Source organism: Saccharopolyspora erythraea NRRL 2338 (assembly GCF_000062885.1).
Taxonomy (GTDB): domain Bacteria; phylum Actinomycetota; class Actinomycetes; order Mycobacteriales; family Pseudonocardiaceae; genus Saccharopolyspora_D; species Saccharopolyspora_D erythraea.
Map to the genome: position 1 here is coordinate 7,464,988 of NC_009142.1, position 14,715 is coordinate 7,479,702.

16 protein-coding genes are annotated in these 14,715 nt (G+C 72.5%); 8 read left to right on the forward strand and 8 right to left on the reverse strand.

Features of this window, described 5'->3' with window-relative positions:
• Positions 1–31: 31 nt before the first annotated feature.
• From SACE_RS32080 to SACE_RS32105, 6 genes are all read right to left on the reverse strand, one after another.
• A complete protein-coding gene (locus SACE_RS32080) occupies positions 32–1,426 on the reverse strand; it encodes a cell division protein PerM (protein WP_009943415.1) in 1,395 nt (464 codons plus the stop codon).
• Positions 1,427–1,564: 138 nt separating this feature from the next.
• Entirely contained in the window at positions 1,565–2,515 is a 951-nt protein-coding gene (locus tag SACE_RS32085) for a DUF5336 domain-containing protein (RefSeq protein ID WP_009943413.1), read from the reverse strand.
• Positions 2,516–2,795: 280 nt separating this feature from the next.
• On the reverse strand, positions 2,796–3,662 hold the full coding sequence (gene sucD, locus SACE_RS32090; RefSeq protein WP_011875119.1) for a succinate--CoA ligase subunit alpha: 867 nt from the start codon (positions 3,660–3,662) through the stop codon (positions 2,796–2,798).
• Between the two features lie 3 nt (positions 3,663–3,665).
• Positions 3,666–4,835 carry an ADP-forming succinate--CoA ligase subunit beta gene (gene sucC / locus SACE_RS32095; RefSeq protein ID WP_009943410.1) on the reverse strand — a complete coding sequence of 390 codons (1,170 nt, stop codon included), beginning with the start codon at positions 4,833–4,835 and terminating at the stop codon, positions 3,666–3,668.
• A gap of 209 nt (positions 4,836–5,044) precedes the next feature.
• Positions 5,045–5,635, reverse strand: a complete 591-nt coding sequence (locus SACE_RS32100; RefSeq protein WP_009943409.1) for a hypothetical protein — start codon at positions 5,633–5,635, stop codon at positions 5,045–5,047.
• A 3-nt stretch (positions 5,636–5,638) separates the two neighbouring features.
• Complete coding sequence (locus SACE_RS32105) at positions 5,639–6,760, reverse strand: hypothetical protein (RefSeq protein ID WP_009943407.1); 1,122 nt, start codon at positions 6,758–6,760, stop codon at positions 5,639–5,641.
• A 722-nt stretch (positions 6,761–7,482) separates the two neighbouring features.
• Between SACE_RS32105 and SACE_RS32110 the strand changes: the two genes are divergently transcribed.
• Positions 7,483–8,196, forward strand: a complete 714-nt coding sequence (locus SACE_RS32110) for a M23 family metallopeptidase (RefSeq protein WP_009943405.1) — start codon at positions 7,483–7,485, stop codon at positions 8,194–8,196.
• Positions 8,197–8,268: 72 nt separating this feature from the next.
• Here the strand turns inward: SACE_RS32110 and SACE_RS32115 are convergent, their stop codons facing one another.
• A complete protein-coding gene (locus SACE_RS32115; RefSeq protein WP_009943404.1) occupies positions 8,269–8,763 on the reverse strand; it encodes a GbsR/MarR family transcriptional regulator in 495 nt (164 codons plus the stop codon).
• Positions 8,764–8,857: 94 nt separating this feature from the next.
• On the opposite strand from SACE_RS32115, the gene SACE_RS32120 reads away from it, so the two are divergent.
• The 6 genes from SACE_RS32120 to SACE_RS38500 are packed head-to-tail and all read left to right on the forward strand — an operon-like array spanning position 8,858 to position 12,367.
• Complete coding sequence (locus tag SACE_RS32120; RefSeq protein WP_009943403.1) at positions 8,858–9,670, forward strand: class I SAM-dependent methyltransferase; 813 nt, start codon at positions 8,858–8,860, stop codon at positions 9,668–9,670.
• 12 nt (positions 9,671–9,682) lie between these two features.
• Positions 9,683–10,957 (forward strand): glycosyltransferase, encoded by a 1,275-nt coding sequence (locus SACE_RS32125; RefSeq protein ID WP_009943402.1) that lies wholly within the window; start codon positions 9,683–9,685, stop codon positions 10,955–10,957.
• A complete protein-coding gene (locus SACE_RS32130) occupies positions 10,957–11,790 on the forward strand; it encodes a class I SAM-dependent methyltransferase (RefSeq protein ID WP_009943401.1) in 834 nt (277 codons plus the stop codon). Before SACE_RS32125 ends, SACE_RS32130 begins: the two co-directional genes overlap by 1 nt.
• Positions 11,791–11,835: 45 nt before the next feature.
• Positions 11,836–12,003 (forward strand): hypothetical protein, encoded by a 168-nt coding sequence (locus SACE_RS38495; protein ID WP_009943400.1) that lies wholly within the window; start codon positions 11,836–11,838, stop codon positions 12,001–12,003.
• 26 nt (positions 12,004–12,029) lie between these two features.
• Positions 12,030–12,218: a nucleotide disphospho-sugar-binding domain-containing protein gene (locus SACE_RS39605; RefSeq protein ID WP_408005364.1), complete on the forward strand. Its 189-nt coding sequence runs from the start codon at positions 12,030–12,032 to the stop codon at positions 12,216–12,218.
• Positions 12,209–12,367, forward strand: coding sequence for a hypothetical protein (locus tag SACE_RS38500; RefSeq protein WP_009943399.1), 159 nt, complete (start codon positions 12,209–12,211; stop codon positions 12,365–12,367). The genes SACE_RS39605 and SACE_RS38500 overlap by 10 nt, the downstream gene beginning before the upstream one ends.
• Before the next feature lie 184 nt (positions 12,368–12,551).
• Here SACE_RS38500 and SACE_RS32135 read toward each other — a convergent pair whose 3' ends face one another.
• Positions 12,552–13,601: a YncE family protein gene (locus tag SACE_RS32135; protein WP_009943397.1), complete on the reverse strand. Its 1,050-nt coding sequence runs from the start codon at positions 13,599–13,601 to the stop codon at positions 12,552–12,554.
• A gap of 174 nt (positions 13,602–13,775) precedes the next feature.
• On the opposite strand from SACE_RS32135, the gene SACE_RS32140 reads away from it, so the two are divergent.
• Positions 13,776–14,672: a LysR family transcriptional regulator gene (locus SACE_RS32140; protein ID WP_009943396.1), complete on the forward strand. Its 897-nt coding sequence runs from the start codon at positions 13,776–13,778 to the stop codon at positions 14,670–14,672.
• Positions 14,673–14,715: the final 43 nt, after the last annotated feature.

Sequence of the window (14,715 nt, forward strand, 5' to 3'; positions counted from 1 at the left end):
TCGTCAGGCCCCGGGCCGAGTGGCGCATCCCTCACCGCGGAGGGTCGCCGCCCGAGAGCTCGTCGTCGGGATCGGTGTCCGGGAACGGCGGTTCCGCGGTGTGATCCGCGGATGCGGTCTCACCGGGGACTTCTCCGCCGTCTGGTCCCCAGTCGGGGTGGGTATCCAGGTCGGCGTCCGGCTCGACCTCGTCCCCGGGCTCGTCGGCGTAGGCCTGCTCGTCGCCGGCTTCTTCCAGGTCGTCGGGGGTCTCGGGCGGCTCGCCGTCCTCGCGGATGCCGGTGAACCACACGACCAGGCCCGCCGGAACGGCGAACCAGAGCGAGGTGGCGACGCCCAGCAGGACCGGCCGCAGGGTCACCGGGTCGAACGCCGTTCCCAGGCGACCGCCGGAGAGGGCCGCGAGCACGCCCGTTCCGATGCCCGCGACCAGCGCGGCAACTGCGGCCGAGATGAGGCCGCGCGTGCGCTGCGGGTGCGCGCGGCGACAGCTCACGCCGATGACGAAACCCGTCGCCGGGGGCAGGAGCAGGACCAAGGCCCACCAGGACCCGGGCGCGTCCGCCGGCAGGGCCGCGGCGAGCGGGAGTTCGGGGAGCCCGCCTGGGGCGAAGTGCAGCGGGTTGAGCGCGTAGTCACCGATGGCCAGGCCGGTTCCGGCCGCGAAGGACCAGCCCGCGACCACCGCGTTGGGCAGGTACAGGATCGACAGCAGCATGCTGCCGAACGCCTCCCCCGCGGGGCCGGTGGCCGACAGCACGCCGTTGATCTCCTCGACCGACAGGCAGACCGCGGCGAACGAGATCAGCGCTCCGATGCCGATCACCGCCGCGAGCGCCAGCAGACCCGCCCGCAATCCGGACCAGACCTCGGCCTCCATCCGCTCCCACAGCAGGTAGGCCAGGCCGCAGCGGTTGGCCACGCCCGCCGTCGAACCGACCGCCGCGGTCAGGCCGCAGCGCATGAACGCGTCCACAGGGGACGCGCCGACGGTGTCGGCGATGGTCAGCGCGATGCCGGCGCCCACCGCGGCGTGGGCGAGGCCCATCGTGGCGATCACGCACGCCGCCTGGCCCGGTCGCCGCAGCCGGGAACGACGCGCCACCCTGGCCGACGCCGCCGCGCTCAGCAGGACCAGCAACGACGTCGGCAGCAGCGGGAACACGCCGAGCGGCGCGCCGGAGATCGACAGCGGCACCTGGTGGGCGGCCAGCCAGCCCGGCAGCGCGGCGGCGAAGGCGGTGGCGGCAGGCGCGGTGGTGCCTTCGGCGGTCGCCACGACCAGCGCGAGGAGCCCCGCAGTGCCGAGGTAACCGGTCAGGACGACACCCGCGACGGCGGTGCCGAGCAGCCGCCACCGGACGCCCAGGCGCCCGTCGGACTCGCCGTCGGCGATGCCGTGGGGGATCGAGTCGAGCACTGACACGGGCCCGAATGTCGCACTGCCATTAGACCGAACGGGCCCAACACGCCGCCGGCTCCGTCCATCGGGCTATGCCGCGGCCGGGAAGCGCGAAGGGCGCCGCCCACGTCGTGAGCGGCGCCCTCCACCTGCCGGTCGGGACTACTCGAAGCCCGGGTGCGGCATCTGCCGCGTGCCCTGCGCGCCGCCGGGCTGCGAGGTACCGCTGTCGCCCGGAGCATCGCCGCCCTGGCGGTTGCCGCCGGACTGGTTACCACCAGGCTGATTTCCGCTGGGCTGGTTACCACCGGGCTGGTTGCCGCCGACGCTCGGCTGGGGGCCGGTGTTGCCGGACGGCGGGTTCGACTGCGGACCGGGACCACCGGGCACGCGCGGCTGGGGCCCGGTACCGCTCGACGCGGGACCGCCGCTGCCGGGCAGCGGCGCACCACCCGCGGCAGGGGTCCAGCTACCGGGCTGCGGCGGCTGGCCGCCGGGGCTCCACGGCGGCGGAGGTCCACCGGCCGGCTGCGGCGGCTGCGCACCGCCGGGCTGCTGCGGGTGGCCACCGGCCGGGGCGCCCCAATGCGGGGGCTGCGGGAACGAACCCGACTGCGGCTGGCCCGGCTGCGGCTTGCCCGGGTGGGACTGGCCCTGCGGCGGCTGCGCGGACGGGGAGTCGCCGGGCTTCGAAGGCTGCGACTTCAACTGCTTCGGCGGCGCGACGACCTCGTTCTCCACCAGCAGCAGGTAGGCCACCGCGCCGGACTGGACCAGCGCCACCAGCAGCACGACCACGACGACACCGCCCGCGAGGCCGCCGATCAGGCCCTGCAGCAGCGCGAGCGCGGCGTAGGCCGACAGCGGCGCCGCGGCGTACATGGTGTTGGGGGCCTTCGGGAGCAGGCGCAGCGCACCGAGAACGGCCGACGCGATCAGCGCGAACCCGGTGATGCCGGAGATCTCGGCGCCGGCCGCGGGGTCGAAGAAGCCGAGGAGGTAGGCGATGGCGCCGGCACCGGCCACCACCAGGGTGAGGATGCGGCTCAGGTCTGGGCCCGAAGACGCCTCCCGCTGCGAGGCGGGCGGTGGCGTTCCGAACGGCACGGACATTGGAGGATCCTCCTGGAGCGGGAGACGAAGACGGAACCCCGACTGCCTCGACGCTATCGAACACCGGCGCGAGGCAGGGCCCGGGGACGATTCATCTCACTCCTGGGCAACGCGGGAAGGGGCGTCCGCGGCACTGCGCGGGTCCGGCCGGGCGCGGAGCGTCCGCGCCGAACCGCCGGCGGAAGCGGGAGCAGGGCGGAACGCCGACCCCCGAAACAAAAGCGGGGGCCGGGCGCCGCGATCGGCGCCCGGCCCCGGCGGACGAGCTCGGCGGGAGCGCTCAGCCCCCGATGACCTCGCGCATCAGCTTGGCGGTCTCGCTGGGGGTCTTGCCGACCTTGACGCCGGCGGCCTCCAGGGCCTCCTTCTTCGCCGCGGCGGTGCCCGACGAACCGGAGACGATGGCGCCCGCGTGGCCCATCGTCTTGCCCTCCGGCGCGGTGAAACCGGCGACGTAGCCCACCACCGGCTTGGTGATGTTGGCCTTGATGTAGTCCGCGGCCCGCTCCTCGGCGTCGCCACCGATCGCCTCGGTCTCCGGGTCGTCCTGGAACGCCTGGAGCGCGTCGATGTGGGTGGTGCCGATGATCGGGTCGCCGCCGATGCCGACGCAGGTGGAGAACCCGATGTCGCGCAGCTCGTACATCATCTGGTAGGTCAGCGTTCCCGACTTGGACACCAGGCCGATCTTGCCCGGGCCGGTGATGTCGGCCGGGATGATGCCGGCGTTGGACTTGCCGGGCGAGATGACACCGGGGCAGTTCGGCCCGACGATGCGGGTCTTGTTGCCGGTGGCGTTGGCGTGCGCCCAGAAGTAGGCCGAGTCGTGCACCGGGATGCCCTCGGTGATCACGACCGCCAGCGGGATCTCGGCGTCGATGGCCTCGATCACGGCGTCCTTGGCGAACTTCGGCGGCACGAACAGCACCGAGACGTCGGCGCCGGTCTCCTTCATCGCCTCCTGCACGGAGCCGAAGACGGTGAGCTGCTTGCCCTCGATCTCCACGACCTGGCCGGCCTTGCGGGCGTTGACACCACCCACGATGTTGGTGCCGGCGCGCAGCATCCGCGCGGTGTGCTTGGTGCCCTCGGAACCGGTGATGCCCTGGACGATGACCTTGCTGTTGTCGTTGAGGAAGATAGCCATCGGTCACGCCCCCGCAGCAGCAAGTTCGGCGGCCTTGTCGGCCGCGCCGTCCATGGTGTCCACCATCGTCACGGCCGGGTGGTTCGCCTCGGCCAGGATGCGGCGCCCCTCCTCGACGTTGTTGCCGTCGAGCCGGACCACCAGCGGCTTGGTGGCCTCGTCGCCCAGGATCTTCAGCGCCTGGACGATGCCGTTGGCGACCGCGTCGCAGGCGGTGATGCCGCCGAAGACGTTGACGAACACGGACTTCACGGCGGGGTCGCCCAGGATGACGTCCAGACCGGCGGCCATGACCTCGGCGGAAGCACCGCCGCCGATGTCGAGGAAGTTGGCCGGCTTGACGCCGTTGTGCTTCTCACCCGCGTAGGCCACGACGTCGAGGGTCGACATGACCAGCCCGGCGCCGTTGCCGATGATGCCGACCTCGCCGTCGAGCTTGACGTAGTTGAGGTCCTTGGCCTTGGCCTTGGCCTCCAGCGGGTCCTCGGCGTCCTTGTCGACCAGCTCGGCCTGCTTCGGCTGGCGGAAGGAGGCGTTCTCGTCGAGGGTGACCTTGCCGTCCAGCGCGATGATCTTGCCCTGCGGGTCCTTGACCAGCGGGTTGATCTCGACGAGGGTGGCGTCCTCGGCGACGAAGGTCTCCCACAGCTTCACGACCACCTCGACCACCTGGTCGGCGATCTCGGCCGGGAACTTCGCCGCGTCGACGATCTCGCGCGCCTTGGCCTCGTCGACCCCCTGGATCGGGTCGATGGCGATCTTGGCCAGCGCCTCGGGCTTGGTGGCGGCGACTTCCTCGATCTCCATCCCGCCCTCGACCGAGGCCATCGCCAGGAAGTTGCGGTTGGCGCGGTCGAGCAGGAAGGAGAAGTAGTACTCGTCGACGATGTCGGACGCGGTGGTGATCAGCACCCGGCGGGTGATGTGCCCCTTGATGTCCAGGCCGAGGATCGCCTCGGCCTTCGTCTTGGCCTCATCGGGGTTCTCGGCCAGCTTCACGCCGCCGGCCTTGCCCCGGCCCCCGGTCTTCACCTGGGCTTTGACGACCACGGGCCCGCCGAGCTGCTCGGCGGCTGCCTTGGCCCCATCGGAATCGGTAGCCACGGAGCCGGGCAGCGTCGGCACGCCGTGGGAGGCGAAGAGTTCCTTCGCCTGGTACTCGTACAGGTCCACGCGAGTCTCCTGCGACGTCGGTGTCGGACTCGGGTGACGATATCGACCAGCGGTAACGCTTGGGGCGGCGCATCCGGTGAACTGGCTCACCCGCAAGGCCCAGTCTGGCCTGGTGAATGGATACAGGCCAGCGCTTTTGTGACCGGGCGGACTCGCCGCACGGCCATTCCAGTGACGAACGGAACAGCGGGACTGGGTCTTGCGGGGCCTCAGGAGGCGCCGAACGTCCCAGCCGACGTTGCTGCACTGCGTCGCGCCGCCGCATACGCAGCGCACACGAACAGCAGCACGCCGCCGATCCCGAACCACAGCCCGAGGCCGGGCGCCGAGCCTTCGGCGCGGGCGGCGGTCAGCGGGAGCTCGAGGACCCGGACGAGCACGACCAGGGCCGCCCCGCACAGCAGCGCGGCGCCGCGGGCGGGACGGCAGCGGTGGGCGAGCGCAGCGGCTCCGGCCACCGCGGCCAGGGCCGCGACCAGGCCCCACGAGGTGGTGGCGAAGTCGGTGAAGATCCCCGGCGGGGTGTAGTCCGGTGCCGTGACGACCGGCAGGACGAAGGCCAGCGCGCCGACCAGCCCGGCGCACGCGCTGAGCACCAGGACGGTGCGGTCGGCGGTGGTCTCGGTGAGGTCGACGTCGTCACGTTCGACGCCGCCGGCGAGTCCGGCCACGACGGCCGACGCCAGGCCGAGCAGCACCGCCGCTCCGGTCGCCCACGCCCCGATCTCGGCATGCGCGCCCGCGCCCTGCACCGCGGTGAACACCGTGTCGAGCACGGCGGCCGCCGTCAGCGGCAGCACCGCCTACGCCACGACGAGCGCCGGGCGGACCAGCAGCGCGATGCCGGGCACCAGCACTCCCGCACCGAGCAGGAGCAGCACGGCTCCGGCGGGCCAGAGCATCCGGGCCGAGTACAGCGGTGGGGCGCTCAGCCACGACGGCATTTCCAGCTGCGGGGTGAGCGCGGCCAGCACGCACAGCGCCCCGGCCACCAGCGCGAGCACACCGGCGGCCGTCAACAGCCGGGTGAGCGCGGGGAGCCTGACCTCGGAGGACTCCGCCGAAGTGGCGGTGGTTCCGGCGGGCACCGCCAGACCGGCCGCGGCGAGCGCGGCGAGCAGCATCAGCACCGGCCCGGCGGCGAAGTGCAGCGTCGGCACGACGGTCGCGGCGAACAGCGGCGGGACCGCCACCCCGGCCACCGCGGCGGCGAGGCCGACCAGGCCGCCGCGCGCGACGTCGGGATCGGGCGAGCTGGCCGCGAAACCGGCGACGCTCGGGATCGCCAGCGCCAGCAGGACGCTGCCCGCCAGCACCGCGACCGGCGAGTCGAGCGCGGCGCGCGGCAGCAGGTAGGGGTCGTCCGAGCCGAAGGGCGCCATGAGCGCGCCGACCGCCGCGACCACCGACGCGCACAGCACGAGCGCGAGCAGACCCTGCTTGCGAGGACCGTGCTCGACGCCCGAATCGCCCGATTCCCGGCCGCGGAAGGCCAGCACTCCGGCCACCACCGCCGCGACGTGACCGGCCAGCAGCAGCCAGAGGCCGGTGGCAGGCGAGAGCGGGTCGAGGGTGAACGGCAGGAGCAGCTCCGGCCGGGCGGCGAGCCCGGCGTCGACGGCGAGCTGCAGGTCGATGACGATGCGAGCGGGCGCGAGCACCGCCGGGCCGATCAGGACGGCGGCGGCCGCACCGGGCCTGTCCCGCCGGCCGAACAGCACCGCGAGCACGGCGGGCAGCGCCGCGAGCAGCAGGAGCAGGGGCCAGGACGGGAAAGCCGCGGGAGCCGCGGGTTCGACCACCCCCAGCAGCGGTGCCGCGCCGACGAGCAGCGCGCCGACCGCGGAGACGGCGATCGCGATGTTCGGCTGGTGCGGAGTCCCCGTGGAGCTCGCGCCGGATGAGACGTCGGGCCGCGCAGTCACCGGGCGAAGCTAGCAACCTCCGCCCGCCCGCGGGCAGCCCTCCCGCGAACTCGCGCGGTCCGCCTCAGCACCGGCGGGCCGTGTCGATCACTCGTCGCTTCCGGTTCCCCAGGAGTTCACCCGCAAAGGTCGGGCTGCGACGGGAATAAGGCGGCGCCCACGCGCGTCTGAACCTGTGATCGAGCCGCCGCGGTCGGGGTTCACCCCTAGCAGTGACACCCGGATGGAGCAGTCTAGGACGCCGTCAAAATGGTTTTTTCGGGTGACCTGCATCACAGATAACTACTCGCGGGTATCTGGATCGAGGAAATGAGCCGCCCCCTGTCCTCCTAATGGGACAGTCTTCCTCGATCACGAAGCACCAGGCAGTACCCCTGCGTAATCCACCCGACCGACCCCCGATGACGGTTGGTGACCACTCCCCGCGCGCCTCCGCCGAACACTCAACGTGCAGGCGCGGTGACTGATCGGGATTTGCCCCTAGGGGATCAGCTTGGTTACTGTCCTCCGGTCCGTTGTCACGGTCTGATCACGACGCCGGTTCCCCGACCGGCCCGGAACCCCGTCCGGCCCGCGTGCTCAGGCTCCCCGAGACGGAAGGGCAGGCATTGGCTCGACACCGCTCCCCCGGCGGCGAACAACACTCCCCCGTTGCCGAAGCGGCGCGCCCCGGCGCCGCGTCCGCAACGCGGGGTGCGCACCGGATCCCCTCACCCCCGTCGGTGCTGCGCGGGCGGGTCGTAGTCGCCGCGGTCGCCGCAGGCGCCTTCGTCGCCGCGGGCCAGTCGATGGCCGCAGGCGAAGGACACGCCGCAGACTCCGACGACTTCGAGTTCACCGCCAACGACGCCTCGGCGTCGTTCGGCACCGCAGCCGACTCCCGCACCGGGATGGGCGGCGCGGCACCGGCTCCCGAGGTCCTGCCGGTCACCAAGAGCACCAGCGCGAGCATGGAGCTGGAGAAGCTCAACCGCAGCTCGCGCGTCACCGAGGCGATGGCCCAGGCCGAGGCCGCCCGGGTCGCGGCCGAGGAGGCCGCCAAGCGGCCGAAGGTGGTCGCTCCCGCCGCCGGCCGGTTCACCTCCGGCTTCGGTGGCCGCTGGGGCACCACGCACTACGGCATCGACATCGCCAACAGCAAGGGCACGCCGATCGTCTCGGTCTCAGACGGCATCGTCATCGAGGCCGGCCAGGCCAGCGGTTTCGGCCTCTGGGTTCGCGTGCAGCACGACGACGGCACGATCACCGTCTACGGCCACGTCAACACCATCACGGTCAGCGAGGGCGACAAGGTCAAGGCGGGCGACCAGATCGCCACGATGGGCAACCGCGGCTTCTCGACCGGCACCCACCTGCACTTCGAGGTGTGGAACGCCAGCGGCAAGAAGGTCAACCCGCTGCCCTGGCTGACGGAGCGCGGCGTCTCCGTCGCCTGATCGACCGCATCCCGCGCGGAAGGCCCGGCCGGTCCCCCGATCCGGCCGGGCCTTCCGCTGCCCGCGGCGGGCTCAGGACCGCTCGTCCTGCAGCGCCCGCCACTTCTGCATCAGCAGCGGGATCTCGCGGCTGAAGAACTCGAAGAAACTCCGGGTGTCCTCGAGCCTGGCCCCGGCGCGGGTCTCCTCGCCTACGGCCCGCACCCCTTCCTCCAGCGTGCGCATCAGGCGACCGAGCTGCTCGTCGCGGTTGGTCAGCGTCTCGTACCACATGTCGTCCCGGACGACGAAATGGTCGCGCCGCTGGCCGGGTTCCCGCTCGCGCACCACCAGCCGCACCTGCTCCAGGTAGCGGACCGCTCCCGAGACCGCCGCCGCGCTCACGCCGAGCAGGTCCGCGAGCTCAGCGGCGGTCCGGTTGCCGCTCTCGGCGACCAGGATCCCCACGAACACACGCGCGGCCATCCGCGGCACACCCGCGTTGGCCAGGTCGAGCGCGAACCGTTCGACGAACCGCAGGACGGCACCCTCGTCCTCGTCACCGGTCTGCTGCTCTCGCTGCTCCATGCGGCCATCCTCGTCATCGGCGTTCACCTTCGCCAAGGATTTTATACGATTTCTTTATTTCACGAATTCGTGAAACGAGTGTAGCTTTGCGTCCATGACCGAGGAGATACGGCTGACGGGTGCGCAGGAGACCCTGCTCGGCACCCTCTACGCCAAGGGCCTGGACGCCGCGCGGTCCGATCCCGTGCTGGGCGACACCACGGCGACCGACGTGATGGACCGCGTCCGCTACGACTTCCGCAGGCTGAAGATGAGCTCCGGCGACCGCATGTCGGTGGTCCTGCGCGCCAAGCATCTCGACGACTGGGTGCGCGACTACCTCGCTGCCCACCCCGACGCCACGGTGCTTCACCTGGGCTGCGGCCTCGACGGCCGGGCGTTCCGGCTCGCGCTGCCCCCGGGCGTGCGCTGGTTCGACGTCGACCAGCCCGACGTGGCCGAGCTCCGGCAGCGGCTGTACCCGTCACCGGACGACTACGACCTGATCGGCAGCTCGGTCACCGACACCGGCTGGCTGGAGCGGGTACCGGCCGACCGCACGACGCTGGTCGTGGCCGAAGGCCTGACGATGTACCTCCAGCCCTCCGACGTGCTGAACCTGCTGCGACGCATCGTCGACCGGTTCCCCGGCGGAGAGATGATGTTCGACGCGGTGCTGCCGTGGACGGTCCGGGCGGCGAAGTACTCCGGCCTCTTGCGGGCAACCGGCGCGTCGTTCGGCTGGGGCATCGCCGACCCTCGTGACCTGGAGCGCCAGGTGCCGGGCCTGCGGCTGGTCGTCGAGCAGTCGCTGCTGGAGCTTCCCGAGGTGGAGCGGATGCCCGCCCGCGACCGGCTGACCGCGCGCATCATGAACACCACCCCGCTGCTGAGCAACGCGCTGCGCCTGCTGCGCTACGAGTACTGAGGGGCGGGACCGATGCGGATCGCGATCTTCTCCTTCGGCACGCGCGGCGATGTCGCACCTTTCACCGGCCTGGGGGCGCGGCTGCGGGAGGCCGGGCACGAGGTCGTCGTCGGCGTGCACGACTCGTTCGCGCCGATGGTCCGGGAGGCCGGGCTCGAACACCGGCCGCTGGCCGCCGACGCCCGGGCGCTGCTCGCCGGCGAGGTCGGCAAGCGCCTGCGCGATTACGGCAGCGGCGTACGCGGGATCGCCGAGCAGTTGCGGCACGTCGGCGACTTCACCGAGACGATGAACGAGCTCGGCGAGAGCGTCGTCGAGGCCGCGCGCGACGCGGACCTCCTGCTGCTGCAGAGCGGCACGCTCATCCACGGCTACACCGTCGCCAAGGCGATGGGCATCCCGAGCATGCTGACCGAGCTGTTCCCCAGCCAGTTCGCGGCCACCGGGGACTTCCCGCCGGTCAAGCTCGGCCCGGTGTCGTTCGGGCGCTGGGGGAACCGCGCCGTCGGCCGGGTGATGCCGGTGGCCGCCGGCCCGTTCGTGGGGTTCGTCAAGGACTTCCAGCGCCGGATGGGCGTGCCCTCCAACGGGCTCGCCGGGCTGTACCGGGAGATCGAGCGGGTGCGCTGGCCGATCCTGCACGGCTTCAGCCCCCGCATCCTGCCGCGGCCCTCGGACTGGCGCCCGGGCATCGATGTCGTCGGGTACTGGTGGCCGCACTGGAACCCGGACTGGCAGCCACCCGCCGAACTGGTCGACTTCCTGGAGTCCGGGCCACCGCCGGTGTTCGTCGGCTTCGGCAGCATGGCCCAGGGCGAGGGGGAACGGCTCTCCGAGATCGTCACCGAGGCCGTGCGCGCGGCCCGCGTCCGCGCCGTCGTGCAGGCCGGGTGGTCGGAGCTCACCGCGACCGGCGACGACGTGCTGGCGATCGGCGACGTGCCGCACGAATGGCTCTTCCCGCGGATGGCCGCGGTCGTGCACCACGGCGGCGCGGGCACCACCGGCGCCGGACTGCGTGCGGGCGTACCCGCCGTCACCGTGACGGTGCTGGCAGACCAGCCGTTCTGGGCCGACCGGCTGGCCCGGGCCGGGGTGAGTCCGGGGTGGGTGCGGCTGAAGCAGCTCAGCGCCCAGCGGCTCGCCGAGCTCATCGGCCAGGCCGTCTCCGACCCCGCCTACCGCCGCCGCGCGCGGGAGGTGGCCGACGGCGTGCGCGCCGAGGACGGCGCGGGCCGAGTGGCCGAAGCGGTGGCGGAACTTGCGACTACGACGGGGAAGCAGTGATGGGAAGCGAACAGGTCAACCTCTCCGGCGCACCGGAGACCATGCTCGCCACGCTCTACCTGCGGGCTCTCGACAACCGCTCGGACAAGCCGATTCTCGGTGACGCGCAGGCCGAGGACGCCGTGCGCCGCATCGACTACGACTACTCGAAGTTCCGGATGCGAGCCCGGCAGGCACCGTCGGTCGCCATCCGGGCCAAGGCCCTCGACCGGTGGACCGAGCAGTGCCTCGCGCGGCAGCCCGATGTCACCGTGCTGCACCTCGGCTGCGGCCTGGACACGCGGGTGTGGCGGATCGATCCGCCTGCGAGCGTCCGCTGGTACGACATCGACTTCCCCGAGGTCATCGACCTGCGGCGCAAGGTGTTCCCCGAGCGCGACGGCTACGAGACCGTCGCGTCGTCGGTGACCGAGCCCGGGCTGCTCGACCGGATTCCCGACGACAGGCCGGTGCTGGTCGTCGCCGAGGGCCTGACCATGTACCTGTCCGAAGAGGACGGTCTGGGGCTGCTGCGTGGCATCACCGGGCGGTTCCCGTCCGGGGAGCTGATCTTCGACGCGTTCAACACCTTCGGGGTCAAGCTCTCCAACCGGTTCAACCCGGCGGTGGTGGCGGCGAAGGCGCACCTGGAGTTCGCCGTCGACGACCCGAGCGACCTGGAGTCGGCCGTACCCGGGCTGCGGTTGGTGGCGGAATGGCAGTTCACCGACGCGCCCGAGCTCGACCGCTACGCGTGGCCGACCCGGATGCTGCTGCAGGCCATGGGGCGCATCCCAGTCGTGCGCCGGATGGGGCGGATGTTGCACTACCGGTTCGGGGATGCGAGCCGATGAGACCGTGCTCATGTCGGTCGGGTCGCGCGGCGACATGGCGTCGTCGTGGGCCTCGGCGAGCGGTTGCGGCAGGCCGGCCACGAAGTCGTGATCGCCACCCAGGAGGCGTTCGCGCCCCTGGTCGCCGAGCGAGGGCTGGAGTTCCGGCTGATGCCGGGCGACATCCGCTCCGCTCTCGAGTCCGAGCGGGGCAGGCCGGGTGGACGGGACTGACGGACACCGGCGACGACGTCCTCGGCATCGGCGACGTCCCGCACGACTGGCTCTTCCCGCGCACGGCAGCCGTCGTCCACCACGGCGGCGCGGGCACGACGGGGGCGGGCGTGCGGGCCGGGGTACCCGCAGTGATCACGCCTGTCATCGCCGACCAGCCGTTCTGGGCGAAGCAGCCCGGCGGGCGGGGATCAGTCCGGGATCAGTGCCGCTGACCAGACTGAAGGCCCAAAGGCTCGGCTCCCTGATCGGCGCCGCCGTGCACGAGCGGCCCTACCGCGACAACGCCGAAGCGCTGGCGCGGCGGGTGCGCCACGAGGACGGCGCGGGCCGGGTCCTGGCAGCCCTCGACCGCCTCGGGTGAGACCGGGCTCTCCCATGCTGGCGGGGGCGCGTCGGTGAGCAGCGGTCGCTGCCGCGTGCCCGCGAGAGGCCGTGCGCTTCTCGCCGGCACCGGCCGCTCGTCCCCGTCGCGCCCGTGACCTGCGCGGGCGCTCGGCGAGGGCGCCCTCACCTGCGCGCTCGCCCGGCGCTGGCGCCCGCCACGCTCACCCGCCGCGTGTGCCGTCACCCGGCGCCGGGATGTAGGCCAGACCGTGCGCGCCGGGTTCGCCGCGGCGATCGACGTGCAGGGTGTCGAGGAGTTCCCGGCTCGTCAGGTCCACCACCGAGACCGTCGACGACGCGACGGCCGAGACGTAGGCGCGGGATCCGTCGGGGGACGAGGTGATGGTGAGAGGGAAGCGACCCACGCCGACGCCGCCCAGCGGCTCGTAGGTTCCCGCCGCGAATACCGACAGGCGGCCGAAGTCGTGGCCGCCGAGCGCGGATACGCCCTCGGAGGTGTCCACGACCAGCTCGCCGGCCAGCAGCAGCCCGGTCGACGTCACGTGCACCGGGAACACCAGGTGCTCGGTCGGGACGGTCCGCACGACGGCGTTCGTCGCGGTGTCGATGACGCGGATGCCCGGCGGCGCTGCCGGGGGCTTTCCGAAGTCGCCCTTCGGCGCCGCCACGCACACGTGCGCGCCGTCCGGGGTGACCGCCAGCCCCTCGCTGCCCGGAACTTCGATTCTGTGCAGCCCGTCGCCGTCGCCGTCGAGCCCGACGGCCGAGACGTACGGGGCCTCCTTGTTCGTGGCGTAGCCGCTGAGACCGTCGGGGGTGATGGCGAACCAGTGCGGCCCCGGCGCCATCGTGTCGATCCGCCCGACCGTCCGGCGCGTGCGGGTGTCGATCACGACGACGCCGCCCGGCCTGCTGTCGCCGGCCTCGACGCTGACGTAGAGCCGGTGCCGCCGGGTGTCGAGGGCCAGGCCGTGCGGCCCGTGCTCGGGCGCGAGGTCGAGCACGTCGACGATCCGGCGGGTGTCGGCGTCGATGACCGTGACCTCGCGACCGCGACCGGCGTTGTCGCCGTAATAACCCGAGCGGTAGGCGCTGGTGCAGTAGACGACCCGGCGCACGGGGTCGAAGCACAGTTCGTGGGGTTCCGCGGTCACCTCGAGCACGTCGAGCTGCTCGTGGGTGACCGCGTCGAAGAAGGTGACGGTGGGGCCGCTCTGGCTGGCCACCGCGAGGACGTCACCGCGTCGCATCCGAAGCTCCTCCGGAGTTCTGTGGGTCCCGCTGCCGTGCGGGCTCACTGCCACGTTCGACCGCCCCGGCTGTTGCCGCCAGCGCAAAGCTGGCAACGGGTCATTGCTTGAATCGGAATAATGGTGGTCATCGATGCCATCTGTGACCGGCATCGCAGGCCGAGGAGAGCGCGGATGGATCTGAACCTGTTGCTGGCGCTGGACGTGCTGCTCGAAGAGCAGAGCGTCACGCGCGCCGCCGAACGCCTGCGGACCTCCCCCGCGGCGATGAGCCGGACGCTGGCCCGCATCAGGCGCGTGCTCGACGACCCGGTGCTGGTGCGGGCCGGGCAGTCCATGGTGATGACGCCCCGGGCGGTCGAACTGCGCGACGAGGTCAAGGCGGTCGTCTCCCGTTCACGCGCCCTGCTCACCCTCGGCAAGCCGCTCGATCCGGCGTCGCTTTCGAGGTCCTTCACCCTGCAGACCAGCGACATGCTGGGTGCCGCGCTCACACCGGTGCTGCTCGCGCGGGTCGGCGCGGAGGCGCCGGAGGTCACGCTGCGGTTCGCCGCGGAGGCCGCCGAGGGCACGCCCGCGCTGCGCGAAGGCCGGGTGGACGTCGAGATCGGCGTCATCGAGCACGTCGACCCGGAAACCCGGTCGGAGGCGCTGACCTCGGCACGCCTGGTCGCGGCGGTGCGGCCGGGACACCCGCTGATTCGGGGCCGGGTGACGCCCGACCGCTTCAGCGCCGCCGCCCACATCAGCGTGTCGCGGCGGGGCCGGGCGTGGGGCCCGATCGACGAGCGCCTCGACGCCATCGGCCTGCGGCGCCGGGTCGCGGTCGTGCTGCCCAGCCACACGGCGGCGATGTTCCTGGCACGCGACACCGACCTCGTGTGCCTGACCCCGGCGATCAGCGGCAACGGCACCGCGGAGGCCCTCGGCCTGCACACCTTCGAGGTGCCGCTGGAACTCCCGCCGGTGGAGGTCGGCATGGCGTGGCATCCGCGCAACGACGCCGATCCCGCGCACCGGTGGCTTCGCGACCACATCCGCGAAGCCGTGACCTCGCTGCGGCTGCTGTGACCCCCCGGCCGCACATCGCGCGTCCGTCCCAGAACCCCGCCGT